The following is a 22,556-nucleotide window of genomic DNA, read 5'->3' as shown; positions in this document are numbered from 1 at the left end:
GTCATTCGCCGCCGCCGGGGCGGCCTCGCATTTTCTTGACTTCCGAGCGGCCGGATTTTTCCTTCAGGCGGCGTTCGATCGAACCCTTGGTCGGCTTGGTCTTCTTGCGCGGCGGCGGCGGCGGCTTGGCCGCCTCCAGAATCAGTTCCTTCAGCCGCTCGCGCGCATCCTCGCGGTTGCGGTCCTGGCTGCGAAAGCGGCTCGCCTCGATCATCAGCACGCCGTCCTTCGACATGCGTCGGCCGGCGAGCTTGATCGCATTGGCTTTGACGCGATCATTGAGGGAAGGCGAATTCGCGATGTTGAAGAACAGCTGGACCGCGGTCGAAACCTTGTTGACGTTCTGCCCGCCGGGACCGCCCGCGAGGACGAACTGTTCAGTCAGTTCCCATCCCGCGATGGTGATCCTGTCGTCGATATAGAGTGCGTCGCTGGCCATGCGGCGTTCTATCTCATATCGGCCGCCAATTGAAAACATCGCCGTCAACGAGAAAACCCGGCAATCCTGCGATGCTGGGTTTCACGTGAATCAGAGATTCTGTTTAGCGCAATTCCCGGCAAAAGCGCTTCGCGCTTTGCCTGGCAAAACCGCTGCACACTGGCTGCGCTTTTATTCGGCTGCGACCTTCACGCCTGGAGCCGCATCGCGGACGCCGCCATCGACGTGGTTCTCGAACTTCGCGAAGTTGGCGATGAACATCGAGACCAGCTTTTCGGCCTGCGCGTCATAGGCTGCCTTATCGGCCCAGGTCGAGCGCGGATCGAGAATGCCGCCGTCGACGCCGTCGACGGAAACCGGCACGGCAAAGCCGAAATTCGTATCCGTGCGGAATTCGACCTTTCCGAGTTTGCCGCTGAGGGCGGCAGCGAGAAGGGCGCGCGTCGCCTTGATCGGCATGCGCTTGCCGGTGCCGTAGGCGCCGCCTGTCCAGCCGGTGTTAACGAGCCAGCACTCGACGCCATGGCGGCTGATCAGTTCCTTGAGCAGGTTGCCGTATTCGGCCGGATGACGCGGCATGAAGGGCGCGCCGAAACAGGTGGAGAAGGTCGCTTCCGGCTCGACGACACCTTTTTCGGTGCCGGCCACCTTGGCGGTGTAGCCGGAGAGGAAGTGATACATCGCCTGATCGGGCGTCAGCCGCGCGATCGGCGGCATAACGCCGAAGGCATCGGCGGTCAGCATGATGATCGTCTTCGGATGCCCGGCCCGGCCGGTTTCCGAGGCATTCGGAATGAAATGCATCGGGTAGGCGCAACGGGTGTTTTCAGTCAGCGAACCGTCATCGAAATCGGGCTCGCGATTTTCGTTGAGGACGACGTTTTCGAGCACAGTGCCGAAGCGCTGCGTCGTTGCGTAGATTTCCGGCTCGGCCTCGGCCGAGAGGCGGATGGTCTTGGCGTAGCAGCCGCCTTCGAAGTTGAAGATGCCGTTTTCGCTCCAGCCATGTTCGTCGTCACCGATCAGCATGCGGGCCGGATCGGCCGAAAGCGTCGTCTTGCCGGTGCCGGAAAGACCGAAGAAGACCGCCGAGTCACCGTCCGGGCCAACGTTGGCCGAGCAGTGCATCGGCATCACACCCTTGGCCGGCAGCAGGTAGTTGAGCACGGTGAAGACCGACTTCTTCATTTCGCCGGCATAGGAGGTGCCGCCGATGAGAACGAGACCGTTGGTGAGATCGCAGGCGATCACCGTTTCCGAACGGCAGCCGTGGCGGGCAGGATCGGCCTTGAAGCTCGGCAGATCGATGATCGTCAGCTTCGGCACGAAGGTCGGCAGCGCCGCCGCCTCGGGGCGGATCAGCAGATTGCGGATGAACAGAGAATGCCAGGCGAATTCCGTGATGACACGGGTCGGCAGGGCATGGCCTTCCTCGGCACCGCCAACAAGATCCTGAGCGAACAGCTCCTTGCCGGCTGCATGCGCCAGCATGTCGTCGCGCAGCAGGGCAAAATGCTCCGGCGAGAGCGGCTTGTTGTTGTCCCACCAGATTTGACCATCGGTATTGGCGTCGCGGACAACGAATTTGTCGCGCGGCGAACGGCCCGTATGCTGACCGGTGAGGGCCCGAAGCGCGCCCTGAGCGGTCAGTTCGGCTTCACCCCGGCGGATCGCTTCTTCATAGAGCGCTGCGGCGGAAAAGTTATAGCGGACGCTGGCTGCGCCGCCCAATCCAACCGTTGCAAGCTCCGTTGCCGGGTTATGAACTCCGAACTTTTCCATGGCTAGTTCCCTTTGCTCAGGCTCGTTGCCGTTAAAACTAACCGGGAAAATACGGGGAGAAATTTTAAAAGACAAGAGACAAGAATCGAGAAAATATAGTAATATCAATTAATTAATCGATTTAAATTTGTTTCGGTCTTTTTAAATCGTTTGAAGAGACAACGTTGAAACATTTTCGGCCACAACTTACGAGTGCCGCCGAATTTAGCGACAATCTTCCCCTTTATCTTTGCCACAATTTGTTCCACCTTTATCCTCCATAAGCGCATCCGGTCATTGAGACCGCCTGGGGACGACCAAAATCCGGGAGATTGCGCACTGATGACGGAGACCAACACCATGCCGACAATCGCGCTCGTTGACGACGACCGCAACATCCTCACCTCGGTGTCGATCGCACTGGAGGCCGAAGGATATAAGGTCGAGACTTATACGGACGGTGCTTCGGCGCTCGACGGCCTTCTGGCGCGACCGCCGCAGCTGGCGATCTTCGACATCAAGATGCCGCGAATGGACGGCATGGAGCTGCTGCGCCGCCTGCGGCAGAAATCGGATATTCCGGTCATCTTCCTCACCTCCAAGGATGAGGAGATCGACGAGTTGTTCGGCCTGAAGATGGGCGCGGACGATTTCATCACCAAGCCGTTTTCGCAGCGCCTGCTGGTGGAGCGCGTCCGCGCCGTCCTGCGTCGCGCCTCCAGCCGCGAAGCCGCGGCCGCCGGCGGCACAAGCCCCGGCAGTGCGCCGAAAGCCGGAGCGGTGCAGCAGGCCCGCTCGCTCGAGCGCGGACAGCTGGTCATGGACCAGGAGCGCCATACCTGCACCTGGAAGGGCGAGGCCGTGACGCTGACGGTGACAGAGTTCCTGATCCTGCATTCGCTGGCGCAGCGCCCCGGTGTCGTGAAAAGCCGCGACGCGCTGATGGATGCGGCCTATGATGAACAGGTCTATGTCGACGACCGGACGATCGACAGCCACATCAAGCGGCTGCGCAAGAAATTCAAGATGGTCGATACCGACTTTGATATGATTGAAACGCTCTACGGAGTGGGATACCGCTTCCGCGAAGCAGCTTGAGCCCGAGCGGCACAGCTGGAAATATTGAAGGTTGCACGCCAGTTATAGGGCCCAACCTTTCGAAAGGGCCTATCATTGGCACAGTTGGTGCAGGAAAGGGATTTGGACGACGCGGAGGGCGTGAGCACCCGTCGCGTCCGAGGCCGCCGTTGGTCGCATCCCTTTACGCTGATCCGCCGCATCTTCGGCAATGCGGTGTTTTCGAGCCTGACGCGGCGCATCCTGTTCTTCAATCTCGTCGCGCTGGTGGTGCTCGTCGGCGGCATTCTCTATCTCAACCAGTTTCGCGAAGGCTTGATCGACGCCCGCGCCGAAAGCCTGTTGACGCAGGGCGAAATCATCGCCGGCGCCGTTTCGGCTTCCGCGTCGGTCGATACGAACTCGATCACCATCGATCCGCAAAAGCTGCTCGAACTGCAGGCCGGCCAGAGCATCACCCCAGTGCCGAACGACGAGGACCTGGAATTTCCGATCGACCCCGAGAAGGTCGCTCCCGTCCTGCGTCGGCTGATCTCGCCTACGCGCACACGCGCGCGCATCTTCGATGCCGACGCCAATCTGCTGCTCGATTCGCGTCACCTCTATTCGCGCGGTCAGGTGCTGCGCTTCGACCTGCCGCCGGTCGAGGAAGAGAAACAGACCTGGAGCGATTGGTTCGCGACGCTGTTCAACAAGGCGCTGCAGCCGGGCAATCTGCCGCTCTACAAAGAAGCGCCGGGCGGCGACGGCTCGATCTATCCGGAGGTCATGAACGCGCTGACCGGCGTGCGCGGCGCGGTCGTGCGCACCACCGAAAAAGGCGAGCTCATCGTTTCCGTCGCCGTTCCGATCCAGCGCTTCCGCGCCGTGCTCGGCGTGCTGCTGTTGTCGACGCAGGCCGGTGACATCGACAATATCGTCCACGCCGAACGACTGGCCATCATGCGCGTTTTCGGCGTGGCGACGCTCGTCAACGTACTGCTGTCGCTGGTGCTCTCATCGACGATCGCCAATCCGCTGCGTCGTCTTTCGGCAGCCGCCATCCGCGTTCGCCGCGGCGCCAAGACACGTGAGCAAATTCCCGACTTTTCCGCTCGCCAGGACGAAATCGGCAACCTCTCCATCGCATTACGCGAGATGACGACAGCGCTTTATGACCGGATCGACGCCATCGAGAGCTTTGCCGCCGATGTCAGCCACGAGCTCAAGAATCCGCTGACCTCGCTGCGCAGCGCCGTCGAAACGCTGCCGCTCGCCAGGTCGGAGGATTCCAAGAAACGGCTGCTTGACGTCATTCAGCACGATGTCCGCCGCCTCGATCGCCTGATCAGCGACATTTCCGACGCCTCGCGGCTCGATGCCGAACTCGCACGCGTCGACGCCGCCTCCATCGACATGGAGGTGCTGCTGCGCGACCTGATCGACGTGTCGCGCCAGATCAGGGGCAGCAAAAAGCAAGTGCAGATCGACTATGTCGTCGAGCGCAAGCCGAACATCAAGACGCGCTTCGTCGTCAACGGTCACGACCTGCGCATCGGCCAGATCGTCACCAATCTGATCGAGAACGCCCGCTCCTTCGTCCCTGAAAAGGACGGGAAGATCATCGTGAGGCTGATGCGGACACGGTCGCGCTGTGTCACCACGATCGAAGACAACGGTCCCGGCATCCAGGCGGAAAATATCGATCGCATCTTCGAGCGCTTCTATACCGACCGACCTGAATCCGAAGGCTTCGGCCAGAATTCGGGGCTCGGCCTGTCGATCAGCCGCCAGATCGCCGAAGCGCATGGCGGGTCGCTCAGAGCAGAGAACATTACCGACGCCGAAAGCGGGCAGGTGCTCGGCGCGCGCTTTATCCTCGCCCTGCCCCTCGATCCAGCCGCATGACGGCGGCCGCCAACATCCATGCCACGGCGATCGTCGTCGGCAGAACGGGGCTGCTGTTCAGCGGTCCCTCGGGCTGGGGGAAATCGATGCTGGCTTTCACCTGCATGACCGAGGCGCGCCGCCTTGGGCTGTTCACGGCGCTGGTCGCCGATGATCAGGTGCTTCTGTCGGGAGAGACCGGCACGGTGATCGCCACCTGTCCGCCGTCGATCGCCGGGTTGATCGAACTTCGCGGCACTGGCATCGTCCGGCAGGATCACGTGTCCCCGGCAACCATGCACTATGCCGTGCTTCCCGGCAGCGCTTCCGGTGAAAACCGCGTCCCTGCGGAGGGCGAAATCGTCAGTCTCGCCCCGGGTTTTTCGCTTCCCGCATTGCGGCTGCTCACAAATGTTGCCTCGCCGCTGGCGATCCTGATGGCGAAAGCGCCTGACATCGGATGCTGAAGGCTTCCGGATTGATCAATCCGCCTTATATATTTGCATTTTTATCTTGCACTTCGGCTTTTCATAGCCAAGATGTGCCGCCACCGGTGGACGAAATTGCTGCATTGCGATATCTCAGCCACCGTTTGCGTATATGGGAGCAGTAATATCATGATCGGACTTGTGCTTGTCACTCATGGCAAGCTGGCTGAAGAGTTTCGTCATGCTGTCGAGCACGTCGTCGGTCCTCAGAAATTCATCGAGACGGTCTGTATTGGCCCCGAAGACGATATGGACCAGAGACGGCAGGACATTCTGCAAGCCGTTTCTGGCGCCGATGACGGCCATGGCGTTGTTATCCTGACCGATATGTTCGGCGGCACGCCTTCCAACCTCGCCATCTCGGTCATGAGCAGCGGCCATACCGAAGTCATTGCCGGCATGAACCTGCCGATGCTGATCAAACTCGCCGGCGTACGCGGCGAGAACAACATGGAGAAGGCGCTGGTGGAGGCTTCCGAAGCCGGGCGGAAATATATCAATGTCGCGAGCCGCGTGCTCAGCGGAAAATAACGGCGCTTCATGACATCGCTTTCCCGGGAACTCCTCATCATCAACAAGCGCGGCCTTCACGCTCGCGCCTCCGCTAAATTCGTGCAGATGGTCGAGAATTTCGATGCAGCCATCACCGTCTCCAAGGATGGAATGACGGTCGGCGGCACCTCGATCATGGGTCTCATGATGCTTGCGGCAAGCCCCGGCTCCAGCGTCGTCGTCTCGGCAAGCGGCAGCCAGGCTCAGGAAGCCCTGGAGGCCCTGGATCAGCTGATCCAGAACAAGTTCGGCGAAGAAATGTGAGTTAGGCCGAGCTCATATAAACATATAAAGACTTCTTTATATCCTTATTGCCATACCAGGCGAAGCCTGCTAAACGGCGGATATGCCGTGCGCTTGCTTGCGCCTGCGCCAATTTTTGAGACGTTTTTCAGCCTGGAGACCCCTATGAGCACTGAAAAAGATTATGTCGTCGCCGATATCGGGCTTGCGGATTTCGGCCGCAAGGAAATTACGATCGCCGAAACCGAAATGCCGGGGCTGATGTCCTGCCGCGCCGAGTTCGGTGAGGCAAAGCCACTCAAGGGCGCGCGCATCACCGGTTCGCTGCATATGACCATCCAGACAGCCGTGTTGATCGAAACCCTGGTTGCGCTCGGCGCCGAAGTCCGCTGGGCTTCCTGCAACATCTTCTCGACCCAGGACCATGCTGCAGCGGCGATCGCCGCCGCCGGCGTTCCGGTCTTCGCTATCAAGGGCGAGTCGCTCGAGGACTATTGGGTCTATACCGACAAGATCTTCCAGTGGGCCGATGGTGGCCTTTCCAACATGATCCTCGATGACGGTGGCGACGCCACCATGTACATCCTGCTCGGCGCTCGCGCCGAAGCCGGCGAGGACGTGCTCTCGAACCCGCATTCGGAAGAAGAAGAAATCCTCTTCGCCCAGATCAAGAAGCGACTCGCCGCTTCTCCGGGCTGGTTCACCAAGCAGCGTGACGCGATCAAGGGCGTCACCGAGGAAACGACGACCGGCGTCAACCGCCTTTACCAGCTCAGCCAGAAGGGCCTGCTGCCGTTCCCGGCGATCAACGTCAACGACTCCGTCACCAAGTCGAAGTTCGACAACAAATACGGCTGCAAGGAATCGCTGGTTGACGGCATCCGCCGCGGCACCGACGTGATGATGGCCGGCAAGGTCGCCGTCGTCTGCGGTTACGGCGACGTCGGCAAGGGTTCCGCTGCCTCGCTCTCCGGCGCCGGCGCCCGTGTAAAGGTGACCGAAGCCGATCCGATCTGCGCTCTGCAGGCCGCCATGGACGGTTACGAAGTCGTACTTCTGGAAGACGTCGTTTCCTCTGCCGACATCTTCATCACCACGACGGGCAACAAGGACGTCATCCGCATCGATCACATGCGGCAGATGAAGGATATGGCGATCGTCGGCAATATCGGCCATTTCGACAACGAAATCGAAGTCGCCGCGCTGCGTAACCTCAAGTGGACCAACGTCAAGCCGCAGGTCGACCTGATCGAGTTCCCCAAGGGCAACCGCATCATCCTTCTCTCCGAAGGGCGTCTGCTCAACCTCGGCAATGCGACCGGCCATCCGTCCTTCGTGATGTCGGCTTCCTTCACCAACCAGACGCTGGCGCAGATCGAACTCTTCACCAAGCCCGGCCAGTACGAGAACAAGGTCTACATCCTGCCGAAGCATCTCGACGAAAAGGTCGCACGCCTTCATCTCGACAAGCTCGGCGTGAAGCTGACCCAGCTCAGCGAAGAGCAGGCTGCCTATATCGGCGTGAAGCCGCAGGGCCCGTTCAAGTCCGACCACTACAGATATTGATAGGGTCGTCGATATCCACAAGATGTAGAAGCCGCGGCATTGACAAATGCCGCGGCTTATTTTTTGGCCGCTCCCTTCCCGCCGATTCCCTTCCGAAGTATTGTTTTAAGACTTGATTCGGGACGCCGGACTCCGTCCGACCGCTCCGAAAATGGGATGTCTTGTCGTAATGCGGCACATTGAAGGACGGAGACATACCGCGGATGTCGGAAGTGAAAAACAGCCTGCCCGATCAGGCGGATGATGATGCTTGTAAGCATTGCCGTCCGTTCATGGCAGGCCAGGGATATAAATCTGCAACGGCACACGAGGCCGCAAAGCAAAAGCATGGATCATTGGCGCGCTTCTTGAAAACTTGCGCGGCCGGCACGGCGCTTGCCGCGCTGGCGCGGCCGGTTCTGGCACAAAGCGAGCAGCAGGCGGCGGCCTCGGCTCACCTTTTCACCTCCTCGCAGGTCGTTGGCGTTTCCGTCGTCATCGGCGTCATATCGGCGGCCCTGCTTTCCACGCTCTGGCTCGTGCGCCAGCGCGGCAATCTGGAAAACGAGAGCAGGGACATCCGCTCGGCGCTCTCGGATGCCCAGCAACGCATTTCGCAATATCAGGCGCTGATCGCCGACAAGAACCGGCGCATCGTCATCTGGGACGGCAATGCGCGCCCGGAACTGCTTGGGCAGCTTCCGCCCGAGACTGGCGCACCGCAGGATGGCGAATTCCTGGCCTTCGGCCTCTGGCTGAAGTCACACTCCGCCTCGGAGCTGGAAAAGGCGATCGACCGGCTGCGCGACGGAGCGCAGAGTTTCGACATGGTGGTCGAGACCATCCGCGATGAAATCCTCGAGGCGCAGGGCCGGGTTTCCGGCGGACGCGCCTTCGTCCGCTTCGTGGCGCTGAACAATCTGCGCGCCGAGCTTGCCGAACTCAGGATCGAGCGCGACCGGCTGATGACCTCGATCTCGGCCTTCCAGACCATGCTCGACGCGATCGACATGCCGGCCTGGCAGCGCGACCCGGCGGGCCGCCTGACCTGGGTCAATCAGGCTTATGGCGATGCGGTCGAAGCGCGCTCGCCGCAGCAGGCGATCAACGAAGGCCGCGAGATGCTGACGACCGTGGCACGCGAACGCATTCGCGCGACGGCGACGCCGGAATCACCTTTCCATGACACGATCTCGACGGTCGTGCGCGGCAACCGAACCTTCTTCGACGTCGTCGACGTCAAGGTTCCCGGCGGCTCGGCCGGCATTGCTGTCGACGTATCCGACATCGAAGCGGTCCGCGCCGAGCTGGAGCGGACCCTGAAGAGCCACGCCGAAACGCTCGATCATCTCGCGACACCCGTCGCCATCTTCGACGGCGAGCGGAGGCTGCAGTTCTACAACCAGGCCTTCGTCGCCCTCTGGGAACTGGATATCGCCGTCCTTGAAAGCCGGCCCGACAATAGCGAGCTGCTCGAGCGGCTGCGGGCGGCCAAGAAACTGCCGGACCAGCTCAACTGGAAAAGCTGGAAGGAAGCGGCCCTTTCGGTCTATCGCACGCTCGATACGCAATCGGATCTCTGGCACCTGCCGAACGGCCAGACGCTGCGCGTCTTTGCGACCGCCCATCCCCAGGGCGGCGCCACCTGGGTTTTCGAAAATCTGACCGAACAGGTCGATCTCGAAACCCGCTACAACACGCTGGTCAAGGTACAGGGTGAAACGATCGATCACCTTTCCGAAGGTGTCGCGGTATTCGGGCCCGATGGACGTATCCGCCTGTCGAATCCGGCCTTCCGGGCGCTCTGGGGTATTACCGAAACCGAAGCCAAGCCCGGAACCCATATCCGCGCGCTGGGCGAGGCGTGCGCACCGTCCTATGACCGGCCGGACGGCTGGAAGACCTTTGCGGAACTGATCACCAGCTTCGATGACGAACGTCGCTCGAGCCAGGGGACGCTGGAACTCTTCTCCGGCCTCGTGCTCGATTACGCCGTCATCCCGCTGCCGAACGCGCAGACCATGCTGACCTTCGTCAACATGACGGACAGCGTGCGGGCCGAGCGGGCATTGACCGAGAAGAACGAGGCGCTGCGCAAAGCCGACGAATTGAAAAACGACTTCGTCCAGCATGTTTCCTATGAACTTCGCTCACCGCTGACCAATATCATCGGCTTTACCGATCTGCTGCGCACGCAGGGCGTTGGGCCGCTGAATGAACGGCAGGCCGAATATATCGACCACATCTCGACTTCGTCCTCGGTTCTGCTGACCCTCGTCAACGACATTCTCGATCTTGCGACGGTCGATGCCGGCATCATGCGTCTGAACTATGCCGAGATCGATCTCAACGACCTGCTGGACGACGTCTCGATGCAGATCGCCGACCGGCTGCACGAAAGCGGCGTCGCGCTCGAAATCACCGCGCCTGCGTATCTCGGCTCGATCATCGCCGATCCGCAGCGGCTGAAGCAGATCCTTCTGAAGCTTCTTGCCAATGCGGCGAATTTCTCGCCGGAGGGTACCTCGATCTCGCTGGAATGCCATCGCGAAGGCACGGATTTCGTGTTCTCCGTCCGCGATCGCGGCCCCGGTATTTCGCCCGACATGATCGCGACGGTCTTCGACCGGTTCGCGACCGGGGCTAAAAGCGGCAAACGCGGCGGCGCCGGCCTCGGCCTGTCGATCGTCGACAGCTTCGTCAGCCTGCATCATGGCGACGTGACGATCGACAGCGAGCCGGGCAAGGGCACGACGGTCGTCTGCCGTATCCCCTCGGTCAACATACCGCATTCCGCCGCCGCCGAATGACGACCGACGATACGATCTCGCTGTTCCTGAAGGACGAAGCGGCCACGGTTCGCCTCGGCGAAGACCTGGCATTGGCCTTGAAGGCCGGCGATTGTCTTGCCCTGTCGGGCGATCTTGGCGCCGGCAAATCCTCGCTTGCCCGTGCGATCCTGCGTGCCATTGCCGATGACGATGGGCTCGAAGTTCCGAGCCCGACCTTCACACTGGTGCAATCCTACGACCTGCGTATCCCGGTTTCGCACTTCGATCTCTACCGGCTCGGCGATCCCGGTGAATTGACGGAGCTCGGCTTCGACGAGGCCCTGCAGAACGGCATATGCCTCGTCGAATGGCCGGAGATGGCGGCGAGCGAGTTGCCTGGGGAATGCATCACGTTGACGCTGACCCATGAAGGCAACGGCCGCCGGGCGACGATCAGCGCCGCCGGCGCACAGGCTTTGCGCATCCGGCGCGTCCTGGCGATCCGCAATTTCCTCGAAGACGCAGGCTGTTCCGATGCCAAACGTCGCTTCCTGACTGGCGATGCGTCGCTGCGTGCCTACGAGGCGATCTATCGTGAGAGCATCAAGGGGCGTCTCATCCTGATGGACTGGCAGCCGCATCCCGAGGGACCGCCGGTCCACGACGGCAAGCCCTATCCCAAGGTCGCACATCTGGCACAGAACGCCTATCCCTTCGTTGCGATTGCCAATGCGCTGCGCGAATGGGGATTTGCGGCGCCGGAGATTTATAAGGTCGATTATGACAAGGGCATCCTCTTGATCGAGGATCTCGGCACCGAAGGCGTGCTCGATGACGAGGGGCGGCCGATCGTCGAGCGTTACCGGCAAAGCGTCGCCTGTCTTGCCCATCTTCATTCCATACAATTTCCGCAGGATATACCGGTTTCCGCCACCCATAAGCATCACATACCGGACTTCGATCGCACGGCGATGAAAATGGAAGTGCAGCTTCTGCTCGACTGGCACATTGCCTGGAAGCGCGGCACCGCCCCCTCGGAGGCAGAGCGCAAGGAATATCTGGCGATCTGGGACGCCCTGATCGATGAACTTGCCACGGTCGAAAAGAACCTGCTGCTGCGCGATTTCCACTCACCGAACATCATTTGGCGGCCGCAGGAGCCGGGCATCAGAAAGATCGGCCTCATCGACTTCCAGGACGCCATGATCGGGCCCACCGCCTATGACCTTGCCTCGATCGTCCAGGACGCCCGCGTCACGATCGAGCCGCAGCTTTTCCGGCAGCTGATGGATGATTATATGGCGCTTCGCCGCAGACAGGGCGGCTTTGACGAAGTCGGATTTCTGAAAGCATGGGCGATCATGTCGGCGCAGCGCAATTGCAAGCTTGCCGGTCTTTGGGTGCGGCTGCTGCAGCGGGACGGCAAGCCCGGCTATCTCAAACATATGCCGCGCACACTCGCTTATCTGAATGTCGCGCTCGAGCACGAGGCGCTTACCCCCTTGCGCGATTGGTGTGCAAGGGCTGGAATAGGCCAGAGCGAATCATAAGTTCCGGATCAAGATGACCATCAGACAAGCCATGGTACTGGCCGCGGGTCTCGGGACCCGCATGCGCCCGATCACCGATATGATTCCGAAGCCGCTGGTGAAGATCGACGGCAAGCCGATGATCGACTATGCGCTGGACGCGCTGGTTTCGGCCGGTGTCGAGCGGGCCGTCGTCAACGTTCATCATCATGCCGAGCAGATGCTCGCCCATCTCGGAAAATATTGCGGCCTCGACATCGTCATATCGGATGAGCGGGACGGACTGATGAATTCCGGTGGCGGGCTGGCGAAGGGCCTGACGCTGCTGGACCGTGACGATCTTTTAGTCATGAATGCCGACCTCTTTTGGATCGGCGAACAGCCGGGACGGCCGACGAACCTGCAGCGCTTAGCCGGATTCTTCGATGCCGAACACATGGACATGGCGCTGCTTTGCGTTGGGATCGAGGATACGACGGGTCACAACGGCAAGAACGATTTCAGCCTCGCTGCAGATGGCCGGCTGACGCGGTATCGCGACGATCCGTCCAATCCGGTCGTCTACGCCGGGGCGATCGCCATGAATCCGGCGCTATTTGACGATGCGCCGAAGGATGCCTTCAACCTCAACATCTATTTCGACAAGGCGATCGCGCGCCGCCGGCTGTTCGGCATTATGCTCGAAGGCCATTGGCTGACAGTGGGAACGCCAGAGGCGATCGGCGAAGCGGAGGAAACGATCCGCCGACTGCGGGCGTTCGCGTGAGCTCATGGCGGACCGGCACCAGCCACGCATCCTGACGATCCCGGCGGGCCTCCCCTTCCTGAAAACGCTGGCAACGACGCTTTGCGACGGACGCCTGACGCCGCTCTTTCGGCATGAGCCCGCTGATCCGCTGTCGCTCGCCAGGGTGACGATCTACCTGCCGACCCGGCGCGCCGTGCGTGTGCTCCGTTCGGAATTCGTCGATCTGCTCGGCGGCCGCTCGGCGATCCTGCCGGTCATTCGTCCGCTCGGCGAAACCGATGACGACAGCGGATATTTCGAAGAGGCGCTGCCGGCAACGATCGATCTCGCCCAGCCGCTGTCGCATACGGCCCGGCTGCTGGAACTGGCGCGCCTGATCCTTGCCTGGCGAAACAAACTTCCGGAGATCGTCCGTCATATCCATTCGGACTCGCCTTTGGTTGCGCCGGCCAGCCCGGCGGATGCTATCTGGCTCGCCCGCAACCTTGCGGAGCTGATCGATTCCATCGAAACCGAGGATCTTGACTGGTCGGAACTGTCGAAACTCGACACCGGTGACTACGCCGCCTGGTGGCAGCTGACGGCGGAGTTCCTGCAGATCGCCAGCGCCTTCTGGCCGGAGCGGCTTTCCGAGCTCGGCAGGTCCTCGCCGGCGCGGCACAGGAACGCCATTCTGCGGGCCGAGGCAGCCAGGATTTCTACGGCGAAGCCGGCGGGGCCGATTATCATCGCCGGTTCGACGGGTTCGGTCCCTGCCACGGCCGATCTCATCGCCGCCGTTGCCAATCTGCCCGAAGGCGTGATCGTCCTTCCCGGCCTCGATCTCTCCATGCCCGATAGGCATTGGCAAATGGTCGCGCCGGAACCGGCACCGGGCCAGCATGCCAATCCGGCCAGCCGGAGCCATCCGCAATATGGCCTGTCCTCGCTGCTGAAGAGGCTGAGGCTGACACGAGCCGACATCAGCCTGCTTGAGAGGCCGGAGACCGATCTCGATCGGCGCGCCGAAATCCTATCGCGCGCGCTCTCGCCGGCAGAGGCGACCAGCGACTGGGGGGCCTGGAAGGGCGCGTTGCCCGAGGGAGCGCTGACTTCGGCCTTCGCCGATGTTTCGTTGATCGAAGCTGCCAATGAACGCGAGGAAGCAACCGCAATTGCCATCGCGCTCAGGCTCGCACTGGAAAGGCCGGGCCAGGACGGCGAAAGCCGGGCAGCCCTGATCACGCCCGACCGCAATCTCGCCCGTCGGGTGATGGCCGAACTGTCCCGCTTCGGCATCCTCGCCGACGATTCGGCCGGCACGCCGCTTTCGGCCACCCCGCAGCGCACCCTGCTGCAATTACTGCTGGAAGCGGCGCTGCGCCCGGGCGATCCGGTGGCGATCGTCTCGCTGCTCAAACATCCGCTGGCCCGCTTCGGCCTCGAACGTGGGGCCCTGATTTCTGCGACCGAGGCGCTTGAGCTGCTGGCACTGCGCGGCGGCGTGGCGGAGGTGGATATCAGTGCGCTCGAGTCGCTCCTGGTCCATCAGCTCGGCGAGCAGGCTCTGGACCGACACACGCCGCAATGGCGAAAAACACTGCCAGCCGAGGCGGCCAATGCCGCATCCGAGCTTGCCCGCCGGGTTGCCCGCGCAACCGAGCCTCTGGCTTCCGCGCTGGTCCGGCACCGGCCGGAAGAACGCGGCAAGACGGCGCGTTTCACGCTGTCCGAATGGGCGGAGCGGACCGGCCGTTCGCTCGAAGCGGTCGCGGCAGATCCGCACGGCAATCTTGCCGATCTCTGGTCGCACGAGGCAGGAGACGCCCTTGCCTCGCTTCTCAGCGAAGTGATCGACACGGATGGCCAGATGGAGGCCGACGGGCCGCAATGGATCGACATCATGGCCGCACTTGCCGCCGGCCATGCGGTGAAACCCCGGGCACTCAGCCATCCCCGCCTCTTCATCTTCGGCACGCTCGAAGCCCGCCTACAGAGCGTCGACACGCTGATCCTCGGCGGCTTGAACGAAGGCTCCTGGCCAGGGCAGAGCGCAAACAATCCCTTCATTCCGCGCATGATGAAGACAGAGATCGGGCTCGAACCGCCTGAGCGGCGCATCGGCCAGCTGGCGCATGACTTCGAGATGGCGAACGGCACTCGCCACCTGATCTATTCGAGAGCGCTGCGCCAAGGTTCGACGCCGACCGTCGCCTCGCGCTGGCTGCAGCGGCTGCTGGCGCTCGGCGGAGAGACATTCGAAGCGGCATTGAGAGGGCGCGGTAACCGGTATCTGCAATGGGCCGGCCTCATCGATCGGGGAGAGGTTCAGGCACCGGCGCAGCGACCCTCGCCGAAACCGCCTCTGGCGCTGCAGCCGAAGTCCTATTCCTTCAGCGAGGTCGGCCGGCTGCGCCGCGATCCCTATGCGATCTATGCCCGCCGTATCCTGCGGCTCGATCCGGTCGACGCGTTCAACCGGGATCCGGGAGCGGCCGAACGCGGAACGCTCTACCACAAGATCATCGACCGGTTCATCCGCGAAGCCCATGTCGCCGGCACGCCGGAGGCGGCAGCGGCGATGGAGCAGATTCTTACCGAGCTTTTCGACATGGAGAAGCTGCCGCCACATATCGATGCCGTGTGGCGGCCGCGCTTTCGCGACGTGGCCGGCGCCTTCCTCGAATGGGAGGCCGGACGACGTCCCGCCATCCGCAGGACACTGACGGAAGTGCGCGGCGGCGTGGAGCTGGAGGCGATCGATGTCCGGCTGAACGGCGTTGCCGACCGGATCGATATTACGGGGCCGGGGGCGGCCGATATCATCGACTACAAGACCGGCTACAACCCCTCACCGGCACAGGCACGCGCGCTTCTCGATCCGCAGCTCGCGCTCGAAGCGGCCGCGTTGAGCGCCGGCGCCTTCCGCGATGCCGGCAGTCTCATCCCGCAGGATCTGCTCTATGTCCGTCTGCGTCCGGGACGCCGGTTCCAGGTCGATACGGTGAACAACGAAAGCTCGGCCCGCAGCGACAAGGCAAAATCGGCGATGGACCTTGCCGCGGACTCGGTCGACCAGCTGATCAAGTTCGTCAGTTTGCTGCAGTCCGGCGAAAAAGGCTTTACCTCGCGGCTCATTCCGGCCCAGCAGTTTGATTTCGGCGGCGACTATGATCATCTCGCCCGCGTCTCCGAATGGTCGACGGCCGAGACCGAGGAAGGCGGCGGCGATGAGTGACCAGACTGCACTTCCGATTGACGACGATCCCGGCGCCTGGATCGGCTGGACCACGATTCAACAGGCAATCGCCTCCGATCCCGAGCGCTCGGCCTGGGTCTCGGCCAATGCCGGTTCCGGCAAGACGCATGTCCTGACCCAGCGTGTCATTCGTCTCCTGCTCGCCGGCGCACGGCCTTCCGCCATTCTCTGCCTGACTTATACCAAGGCCGCGGCCTCCGAAATGTCGAACCGCGTCTTCGAACGGCTGGCAGACTGGGTGGTGCTTGACGACGAAAATCTCAGCCGGCGCATCACGCAGATCGAGGGTACGGCGCCGGATGCCTTAAAGCTTGCCGAGGCGCGCCGGCTGTTTGCGAAGGCGCTGGAAACACCGGGCGGATTGAAGATCCAGACAATCCATGCCTTTTGCGAAGCGCTGCTGCACCAATTCCCGCTGGAGGCCAATGTTGCCGGGCATTTCTCGGTCCTCGACGATCGCGCGGCGGCGGCACTGCTTTCCGATGTACGCCGGGCGCTGCTGACGGCAACGGCGCCGGAGGAAAGCAGCGCTCTTGCCGAGGCTTTCGCCTATGTGCTCAATCTCGGCGATGAATCCGGGCTGGAGAACCTGCTCGCCGACATCATCGCCAACCGCAATGCCATTCGCCGCTTCACGGCGGCTGCCGAGCGACAGGGCGGCGTGGAGACGGTTCTGCGCGACAGGCTCGGCCTTGCCGTGGGCGATACTGAAAGCCGGATCGCGGCGCAATATTGGCCGTTGCCGGAGCTTTCAGGCGGCATGCTGGAGCTTTATTTGGCGCTTGCCGACCAGAAGGGCGGCGCCAAGGCGCAGGAGGTTGCTTATGGCCTCAGGCTCGCCGGCCGGGAGCGCGATGATGCCAAGCGCGCCGAGATGCTGGAGAAGATCTTTTTGACGGCAAAAGGCGAGCCGAAAACGGACTCGCAGTTCCTGGTCAAAGCCATGCTTGCGGAAGCGCCGGAATTGACGAGCGCCATAGCCGCCGCCCGCGCGCATGTCGCCGCAAGCCGTGACCGGTTTAAGCTGATGCGGATGTTCGGCGCCACTAGGGCGGCGCTGGTGCTCGCCGGTCGGCTGAACCACGATTACGAGGAACTGAAGAAGCAGCGCAGCCAACTCGATTTCGAAGACCTGATCACACGCACCGCCGACCTGCTGACGAAGAGTGGCGTCGGTCCCTGGGTCCATTACAAGCTGGACCGGGGTATCGATCATATCCTCGTCGACGAGGCCCAGGATACCAGCCCGATCCAATGGGGCGTCATCCAGTCGCTCGCCGAGGATTTCTTTTCCGGCGAGAGCGCCCGGCCGGTCGTGCGCACGCTCTTTGCCGTCGGCGACGAGAAACAGTCGATCTACTCCTTCCAAGGAGCGCGACCCGAGCGTTTTTCCGAAGAGAGCGACCGGACACGGCGGCGGGTCGCCGACAGCGGGCAGAGCTTTTCCTCCGTGCGGCTGCCGCTCTCCTTCCGCTCGACCGCCGACGTGCTCGAAGCCGTCGACCAGATCTTCCGGACGGCGGACAATGCGCGGGGTCTCAGCGCTGTCGGCGAACCGGTCGTACATCGATCCAGCCGCATCGGACATCCCGGCGCCGTCGACCTCTGGGAGATGGTCGCGCCTGAGGCGGTGGTGAAGGAAGAGGATTGGACGGCGCCCTTCGATGCGACGCCGGAAAGCGCGCCGGCCGCAATCCTCGCGCGGCGGATCGCCTATGCGATCGGCACGCTCGTCGGCCGTGAAACGATCGTCGACAAAGGCACGGAGCGGCTGATCGAAGCCGGCGATATCCTCGTTCTGGTGCGCAAGCGCGACGCCTTCGTCAATGCCTTGACCCGCGCCTTGAAGCGCCGTGGCGACATTCCCGTCGCCGGCGCCGACCGACTGACGCTCACCAGCCATATCGCGGTGCAGGATCTGCTGGCGCTCGGCCGTTTCCTGCTTCTGCCAGAGGACGACCTTTCGCTCGCTGCCGTGCTGAAGAGCCCGCTTTTCGATTTTTCGGAGGACGATATCTTTGCAATCGCCGGCCTTCGGGGCGACGACGAGAGCGTCTGGAGCCAGCTCAAGAGGTTTGCGGCCGATGGTACTGAACGATTCCGTGCTGCCGTCGAGAGGCTGGAGCTGTTTCTGCGGCAGTCGCGGCATCTGTCGGTCCATGATTTCTATGCGCGCGTGCTGGGCAGCCATGGCGGTCGGCGGCAATTCCTTGCCCGTCTCGGCACCGAGGTCAGCGATATTCTCGACGAGTTCCTGACCTTTACGCTCGACCACGAGAGTTCCGGCCTTCCCGGGCTGCAATCCTTCATCTCAACGCTGGAGCTCGAAGCGCCGGAGGTGAAGCGTGAGCAGGACAAGGGGCGCAACGAGGTCAGGATCATGACCGTGCATGCCTCCAAGGGTCTTGAAGCACCGATCGTCTTCCTCGTCGACGGCGGCTCCAAGCCGTTCACGCATACACATCTGCCGAAGCTTCGCCTGATCGAAACCGACGCAGACGAGCCGCCGCTGCCGGCCTGGGTTCCCGTCTCCGACCTGGCCAATTCGCTGACGCAAAACGATGCAGCACGGATCCAGATGCTGGCGGAAGAGGAGTATCGCCGGCTGCTTTACGTCGCCATGACACGGGCTGCCGACCGGCTTGTTGTTTGCGGCTACCGTGGCGTTCGTGTCAACAACGATACCTGGCACATGATGATCTCAGCCGCGCTCAGCGAAGGCCATCCGCATGTGGAGGCGGCCACCTTCTCCGGCCCAGACGGCGAATGGCCGGGCATCCGATGGCGGGTGCCGCGGGTGGAGCGGCGCTTCGAGCGTAGTGACCGCCATGAGGCGCGCGACAGCCAGGAGGCGTTGCCGGAAGGCCTATTGCGGCCACTGCCGCCGCAGGCTGAGCTGCCCCGCCCCCTCAGCCCATCCGGCGCCGGGACGATCGTCGACGAAGACGAGGGCAGCTTGTTTGTCGCTTCGCCGCTGTTCGGCGAGAAGGAGCGCAGCGATCGTTCCCTGGAAAAGGGCAGGTTGATCCATCGCATGCTGCAGGCGCTTCCCGACATTCCCCCGGTCAAACGGCCGGATGCCGCGAGCCGCTATGCCGAGCGGGCGGCGCGGTTCTGGCCTGAAGCGGAACGCCGCCGGCTCGTCGATTCGGTTCTGAGACTGATGGACGAAGAAGGTCTGCAGCCGGTTCTCGGAGTAGAGGCCCAGCCGGAAGTTTCGATCATGGGAACATTGACGCTTGCAGACAGGCGCTATGCGGTCTCCGGCCGTATCGATCGGCTCGCCGTGCTTGCCGATCGCGTCGTCATTCTTGACTACAAGACCAATCGGGTGCCACCTTCGACCGAGGAGGCGATCCCTTTCGCACATAAGGCTCAGCTCGCGATTTATCGCGAGATCCTGGCACCGCTCTATCCCGGCAAACGCATCGACTGCATGCTCGTCTACACCGAGAATGCGTCGCTCTACACTTTGAGCGAAGAGGCACTCGGTTTGGCGCTTGCAGGACTCAAGACAAAGTGAAATACCGGACATTGAAAATTTGGCGCCGCACCATCACATGTGGTTCAACATCTTCTTCGGTCAAAGGAGCAGCCTATGGCTACCGTGAAAGTCGATATCAACAACTTCCAGTCGGAAGTTCTGGAATCCGCAGAACCCGTCGTCGTCGATTTCTGGGCTGAATGGTGCGGTCCGTGCAAGATGATTGCTCCAAGCCTCGAGGAAATCTCCGTCGAGATGGAAGGCAAGGTCAAGGTCGCCAAGCTCAATATCGACGAAAACCCTGAACTCGCCGCCCAGTTCGGCGTGCGCTCCATTCCGACGCTCGCGATCTTCAAGGGCGGCGAAGTCGCTGATATCTCCGTCGGCGCCAAGCCGAAGACAGCGCTTTCGAACTGGATTTCGAACGCCGCCTAATCGATATCGTCTTCATATATCGCATGGAAAAGCCCGGCTTCGGCCGGGCTTTTTTCGTCTGCTTATTTCGGGGGCGTGCCGTTGTCGGCAAGCACATCCCCGACGAGATAGAGAGAGCCGCCAATGAGGATGCGGGGCGGCAGTGCCGCTGGGTCGAGGGCCGATTTTATCGCTTCCAGCGCCTCGCCGACCGTCGACATCGGTTCGGCGATCAAACCGGCATCATAGGCGGCGTTCGACAATATCACAGGGTCGATCATCGCGTCGCTGCCGCGGATCGGCACGCAGAACACCTTCTCGACCAGGCCTGTGAAAGCCTTGAAATAACCGATCGGGTCCTTGGTGTTGATCATGCCGATGATCAGGAAAAGCGGCCGCGGCTGGCGCTCCTCGAAATTGGCCATGGCTTCGGCGATCACTTCGCCGGCGCCGGGATTATGCCCGCCATCGACCCAGATCTCAGCACCGGCCGGCGCATATTGCATCAGCCGGCCTTCGCTAAGGCGCTGCAGCCGGCCCGGCCACTCCACGAAATTCATCGCCTTTTCCATCATCGTCTCGGTGACAATGAAACCCGCGGCCTTGACGGCGCGGATGGCCGCGGCGGCGTTGGCATACTGATGGCGGCCGGGAAGGCGCGGCAGCGGCAGGTCGGCAAGGCCGAACTCGTCCTGATAGATGAGCCGCCCATATTCCTCATGCGCCATGAAATCCTGACCGAAGACGGCGCTCGGGCAATGCAGCCGCTCCGCCGTCGACATCAGCACGTCGAGTGCTGCATCATATTCCTGGTGGCCGATGACGACAGGCAGTCCCGGCTTCATGATGCCGGCTTTTTCGGCAGCGATCAGCTCAACCCTGTCGCCGAGATAGGGCTGGTGATCCAGCGAGATTGGCATAATCACCGAAACGGCCGGATCGGAAATGACATTGGTGGCGTCGAAACGGCCGCCGAGACCGACCTCGATGATCGCGGCGTCGGCCGGGTGCTCGGAAAACAGAATGAAGGTGACCGCCGTCAGGATTTCGAAGACGGTGATATGCTGCCCCGCATTGGCATCCGCCACGCGTCGCACAGCATCGGCGAAGACGGCGTCATCGACGAGCTGCCCGCGCCCGCCCTTGACACCAATGCGATAGCGCTCGTGCCAATTGACGAGATGCGGCGAGGTATGGACATGGGCGCTGTAGCCGCCGGCCTCGAGCAAGGCGCGGCAGAAGGCGGTGACCGAGCCCTTGCCGTTGGTGCCGGCGACATGGATCACAGGTGGCAGTTTCCGGTGCGGGTTGCCGAGTTGATCGAGAAGACGGGTGATGCGATCGAGAGACAGATCGAACCCCTTGGGATGCAATCCCATGAGTTTTTCTATCTCTTGCGCTGCCTCACTCACCGCGGTTTGGCCTCTTGGTATCAATTCGGCACCCCGCCTGTGTGTCGGTTATCAGGCGCTCGCCGCCAGAGCGATCGCGCCGCCATTCATGTCGTTGGCCGCCGAAACGGACTTCTTCGTCAGGATCTTCAGCAGACGCGCCAGTGTCTCCGGAATATCGTGACGTTTGACGACCATATCGACCATACCATGTTCCAGTAGATATTCGGAGGTCTGGAAACCCTCAGGCAGCTTCTCGCGCAGCGTCTGCTCGATCACGCGCTTGCCGGCAAAGCCGATTTCGGCGCCGGGCTCTGCCAGATGAATATCGCCGAGCATGGCGTAGGAGGCCGTCACACCGCCTGTGGTCGGGTTGGTCAGCACAACGATATAGGGCTGGCCGGATTCCTTCAGCAGGTCAACGGCGACCGTCGTGCGCGGCAGCTGCATGAGCGAGAGAATGCCTTCCTGCATGCGGGCGCCGCCGGAGGCGGGGAACATGACCAGCGGGCACTTTTCGGATGTCGCGCGTTCGAAAGCCTTGACGATCGCCTCGCCGGCGGCAATGCCGAGCGAACCGCCAATGAAGTTGAATTCATGCACAACGGCAACGAGTTTCAGACCGTGCACCTTTCCGAGGCCGGCAAGAATGGTATCCTCCTGTTCGGTCTTCACACGGCTGTCGCGGAGGCGATCGATATATTTTTTGGAATCGCGGAACTTCAACGGGTCCTGGGCGACCTTCGGCTGCGGAAGCGATTCATATTCGCCATTGTCGAAAAGATCGGCAAGGCGCGCCTTGGCCGGCATCTTCATGTGATAACCGGATGCAGGAATGACCCATTTGTTGGATTCCAGATCCTTGTGGAAGACCATTTCGCCCGTTTCCGGGCACTTGATCCACAGGTTCTCGGGAACTTCGCGGCGGCCCAGCATGGAATTGATCCGCGGGCGAACGTAGTTGGTGATCCAGTTCAACTCGAAATCTCCTAACTGATTGGTGCCAATGT

General features: G+C 61.9%; 16 protein-coding genes. 12 read left to right on the top strand and 4 right to left on the bottom strand.

All coding sequences use genetic code 11. From position 1 onward, the window contains the following. Position 1 precedes the first annotated feature (1 nt). Both arfB and NXC14_RS00195 read right to left on the bottom strand, forming a co-directional pair. Positions 2 to 439: an alternative ribosome rescue aminoacyl-tRNA hydrolase ArfB gene (gene arfB / locus NXC14_RS00200; RefSeq protein ID WP_085776449.1), complete on the bottom strand. Its 438-nt coding sequence runs from the start codon at positions 437 to 439 to the stop codon at positions 2 to 4. A 171-nt stretch (positions 440 to 610) separates the two neighbouring features. Continuing rightward, positions 611 to 2,221, bottom strand: a complete 1,611-nt coding sequence (locus tag NXC14_RS00195) for a phosphoenolpyruvate carboxykinase (RefSeq protein WP_085776448.1) — start codon at positions 2,219 to 2,221, stop codon at positions 611 to 613. 339 nt (positions 2,222 to 2,560) lie between these two features. Here NXC14_RS00195 and NXC14_RS00190 point away from each other — a divergent pair, with 339 nt between their 5' ends. The 12 genes from NXC14_RS00190 to trxA all read left to right on the top strand — a co-directional run bounded on the left by NXC14_RS00190 (position 2,561) and on the right by trxA (position 20,176). Further along, a complete protein-coding gene (locus NXC14_RS00190) occupies positions 2,561 to 3,298 on the top strand; it encodes a response regulator transcription factor (RefSeq protein WP_198175522.1) in 738 nt (245 codons plus the stop codon). A gap of 75 nt (positions 3,299 to 3,373) precedes the next feature. Continuing rightward, entirely contained in the window at positions 3,374 to 5,164 is a 1,791-nt protein-coding gene (locus NXC14_RS00185) for a sensor histidine kinase (protein ID WP_085776446.1), read from the top strand. Next, positions 5,161 to 5,610, top strand: coding sequence for a serine/threonine protein kinase (locus tag NXC14_RS00180; RefSeq protein WP_085776445.1), 450 nt, complete (start codon positions 5,161 to 5,163; stop codon positions 5,608 to 5,610). Before NXC14_RS00185 ends, NXC14_RS00180 begins: the two co-directional genes overlap by 4 nt. A 150-nt stretch (positions 5,611 to 5,760) precedes the next feature. Continuing rightward, on the top strand, positions 5,761 to 6,162 hold the full coding sequence (locus NXC14_RS00175) for a PTS sugar transporter subunit IIA (RefSeq protein WP_011423437.1): 402 nt from the start codon (positions 5,761 to 5,763) through the stop codon (positions 6,160 to 6,162). A 9-nt stretch (positions 6,163 to 6,171) separates the two neighbouring features. Beyond that, the gene (locus NXC14_RS00170; RefSeq protein ID WP_011423436.1) at positions 6,172 to 6,447 is read left to right on the top strand and encodes an HPr family phosphocarrier protein; all 276 of its coding nucleotides are present in this window, start codon (positions 6,172 to 6,174) and stop codon (positions 6,445 to 6,447) included. Positions 6,448 to 6,591: 144 nt separating this feature from the next. Beyond that, the gene (ahcY, locus tag NXC14_RS00165) at positions 6,592 to 7,992 is read left to right on the top strand and encodes an adenosylhomocysteinase (protein ID WP_011423435.1); all 1,401 of its coding nucleotides are present in this window, start codon (positions 6,592 to 6,594) and stop codon (positions 7,990 to 7,992) included. Between the two features lie 203 nt (positions 7,993 to 8,195). Then, positions 8,196 to 10,781: a PAS domain-containing sensor histidine kinase gene (locus tag NXC14_RS00160; protein WP_085776444.1), complete on the top strand. Its 2,586-nt coding sequence runs from the start codon at positions 8,196 to 8,198 to the stop codon at positions 10,779 to 10,781. Continuing rightward, positions 10,778 to 12,292: a tRNA (adenosine(37)-N6)-threonylcarbamoyltransferase complex ATPase subunit type 1 TsaE gene (tsaE, locus tag NXC14_RS00155; RefSeq protein WP_085776443.1), complete on the top strand. Its 1,515-nt coding sequence runs from the start codon at positions 10,778 to 10,780 to the stop codon at positions 12,290 to 12,292. The genes NXC14_RS00160 and tsaE overlap by 4 nt, the downstream gene beginning before the upstream one ends. Before the next feature lie 13 nt (positions 12,293 to 12,305). Further along, positions 12,306 to 13,037 carry a nucleotidyltransferase family protein gene (locus tag NXC14_RS00150; RefSeq protein WP_085776442.1) on the top strand — a complete coding sequence of 244 codons (732 nt, stop codon included), beginning with the start codon at positions 12,306 to 12,308 and terminating at the stop codon, positions 13,035 to 13,037. A 4-nt stretch (positions 13,038 to 13,041) separates the two neighbouring features. After that, positions 13,042 to 16,236, top strand: coding sequence for a double-strand break repair protein AddB (gene addB, locus NXC14_RS00145; RefSeq protein WP_085776441.1), 3,195 nt, complete (start codon positions 13,042 to 13,044; stop codon positions 16,234 to 16,236). Further along, the gene (gene addA / locus NXC14_RS00140) at positions 16,229 to 19,780 is read left to right on the top strand and encodes a double-strand break repair helicase AddA (protein ID WP_085776440.1); all 3,552 of its coding nucleotides are present in this window, start codon (positions 16,229 to 16,231) and stop codon (positions 19,778 to 19,780) included. Before addB ends, addA begins: the two co-directional genes overlap by 8 nt. Positions 19,781 to 19,855: 75 nt before the next feature. After that, positions 19,856 to 20,176 carry a thioredoxin gene (gene trxA, locus NXC14_RS00135; protein ID WP_004672616.1) on the top strand — a complete coding sequence of 107 codons (321 nt, stop codon included), beginning with the start codon at positions 19,856 to 19,858 and terminating at the stop codon, positions 20,174 to 20,176. 62 nt (positions 20,177 to 20,238) lie between these two features. On the opposite strand, the gene NXC14_RS00130 is transcribed toward trxA, so the two are convergent. Continuing rightward, complete coding sequence (locus tag NXC14_RS00130; RefSeq protein WP_085776439.1) at positions 20,239 to 21,534, bottom strand: folylpolyglutamate synthase/dihydrofolate synthase family protein; 1,296 nt, start codon at positions 21,532 to 21,534, stop codon at positions 20,239 to 20,241. Between the two features lie 84 nt (positions 21,535 to 21,618). Continuing rightward, a complete protein-coding gene (accD, locus tag NXC14_RS00125) occupies positions 21,619 to 22,524 on the bottom strand; it encodes an acetyl-CoA carboxylase, carboxyltransferase subunit beta (RefSeq protein ID WP_085776438.1) in 906 nt (301 codons plus the stop codon). Positions 22,525 to 22,556: the final 32 nt, after the last annotated feature.

Origin of the sequence: Rhizobium sp. NXC14, assembly GCF_002117485.1 — a bacterium.
Lineage (GTDB): Bacteria > Pseudomonadota > Alphaproteobacteria > Rhizobiales > Rhizobiaceae > Rhizobium.
Note: the sequence above shows the minus strand (reverse complement) of the source record. Positions and strands in the feature narration are given on the sequence as shown.

Excerpts from the sequence above, each read along its gene's own strand:
- arfB (WP_085776449.1), bottom strand. The coding sequence starts at position 439 with ATGGCCAGCGACGCACTCTATATCGACGACAGGATCACCATCGCGGGA.
- NXC14_RS00195 (WP_085776448.1), bottom strand. The coding sequence starts at position 2,221 with ATGGAAAAGTTCGGAGTTCATAACCCGGCAACGGAGCTTGCAACGGTT.
- NXC14_RS00190 (WP_198175522.1), top strand. The coding sequence starts at position 2,561 with ATGCCGACAATCGCGCTCGTTGACGACGACCGCAACATCCTCACCTCG.
- NXC14_RS00180 (WP_085776445.1), top strand. The coding sequence starts at position 5,161 with ATGACGGCGGCCGCCAACATCCATGCCACGGCGATCGTCGTCGGCAGA.
- NXC14_RS00175 (WP_011423437.1), top strand. The coding sequence starts at position 5,761 with ATGATCGGACTTGTGCTTGTCACTCATGGCAAGCTGGCTGAAGAGTTT.
- NXC14_RS00170 (WP_011423436.1), top strand. The coding sequence starts at position 6,172 with ATGACATCGCTTTCCCGGGAACTCCTCATCATCAACAAGCGCGGCCTT.
- ahcY (WP_011423435.1), top strand. The coding sequence starts at position 6,592 with ATGAGCACTGAAAAAGATTATGTCGTCGCCGATATCGGGCTTGCGGAT.
- NXC14_RS00160 (WP_085776444.1), top strand. The coding sequence starts at position 8,196 with ATGTCGGAAGTGAAAAACAGCCTGCCCGATCAGGCGGATGATGATGCT.
- tsaE (WP_085776443.1), top strand. The coding sequence starts at position 10,778 with ATGACGACCGACGATACGATCTCGCTGTTCCTGAAGGACGAAGCGGCC.
- NXC14_RS00150 (WP_085776442.1), top strand. The coding sequence starts at position 12,306 with ATGACCATCAGACAAGCCATGGTACTGGCCGCGGGTCTCGGGACCCGC.
- addB (WP_085776441.1), top strand. The coding sequence starts at position 13,042 with ATGGCGGACCGGCACCAGCCACGCATCCTGACGATCCCGGCGGGCCTC.
- addA (WP_085776440.1), top strand. The coding sequence starts at position 16,229 with ATGAGTGACCAGACTGCACTTCCGATTGACGACGATCCCGGCGCCTGG.
- trxA (WP_004672616.1), top strand. The coding sequence starts at position 19,856 with ATGGCTACCGTGAAAGTCGATATCAACAACTTCCAGTCGGAAGTTCTG.
- NXC14_RS00130 (WP_085776439.1), bottom strand. The coding sequence starts at position 21,534 with ATGGGATTGCATCCCAAGGGGTTCGATCTGTCTCTCGATCGCATCACC.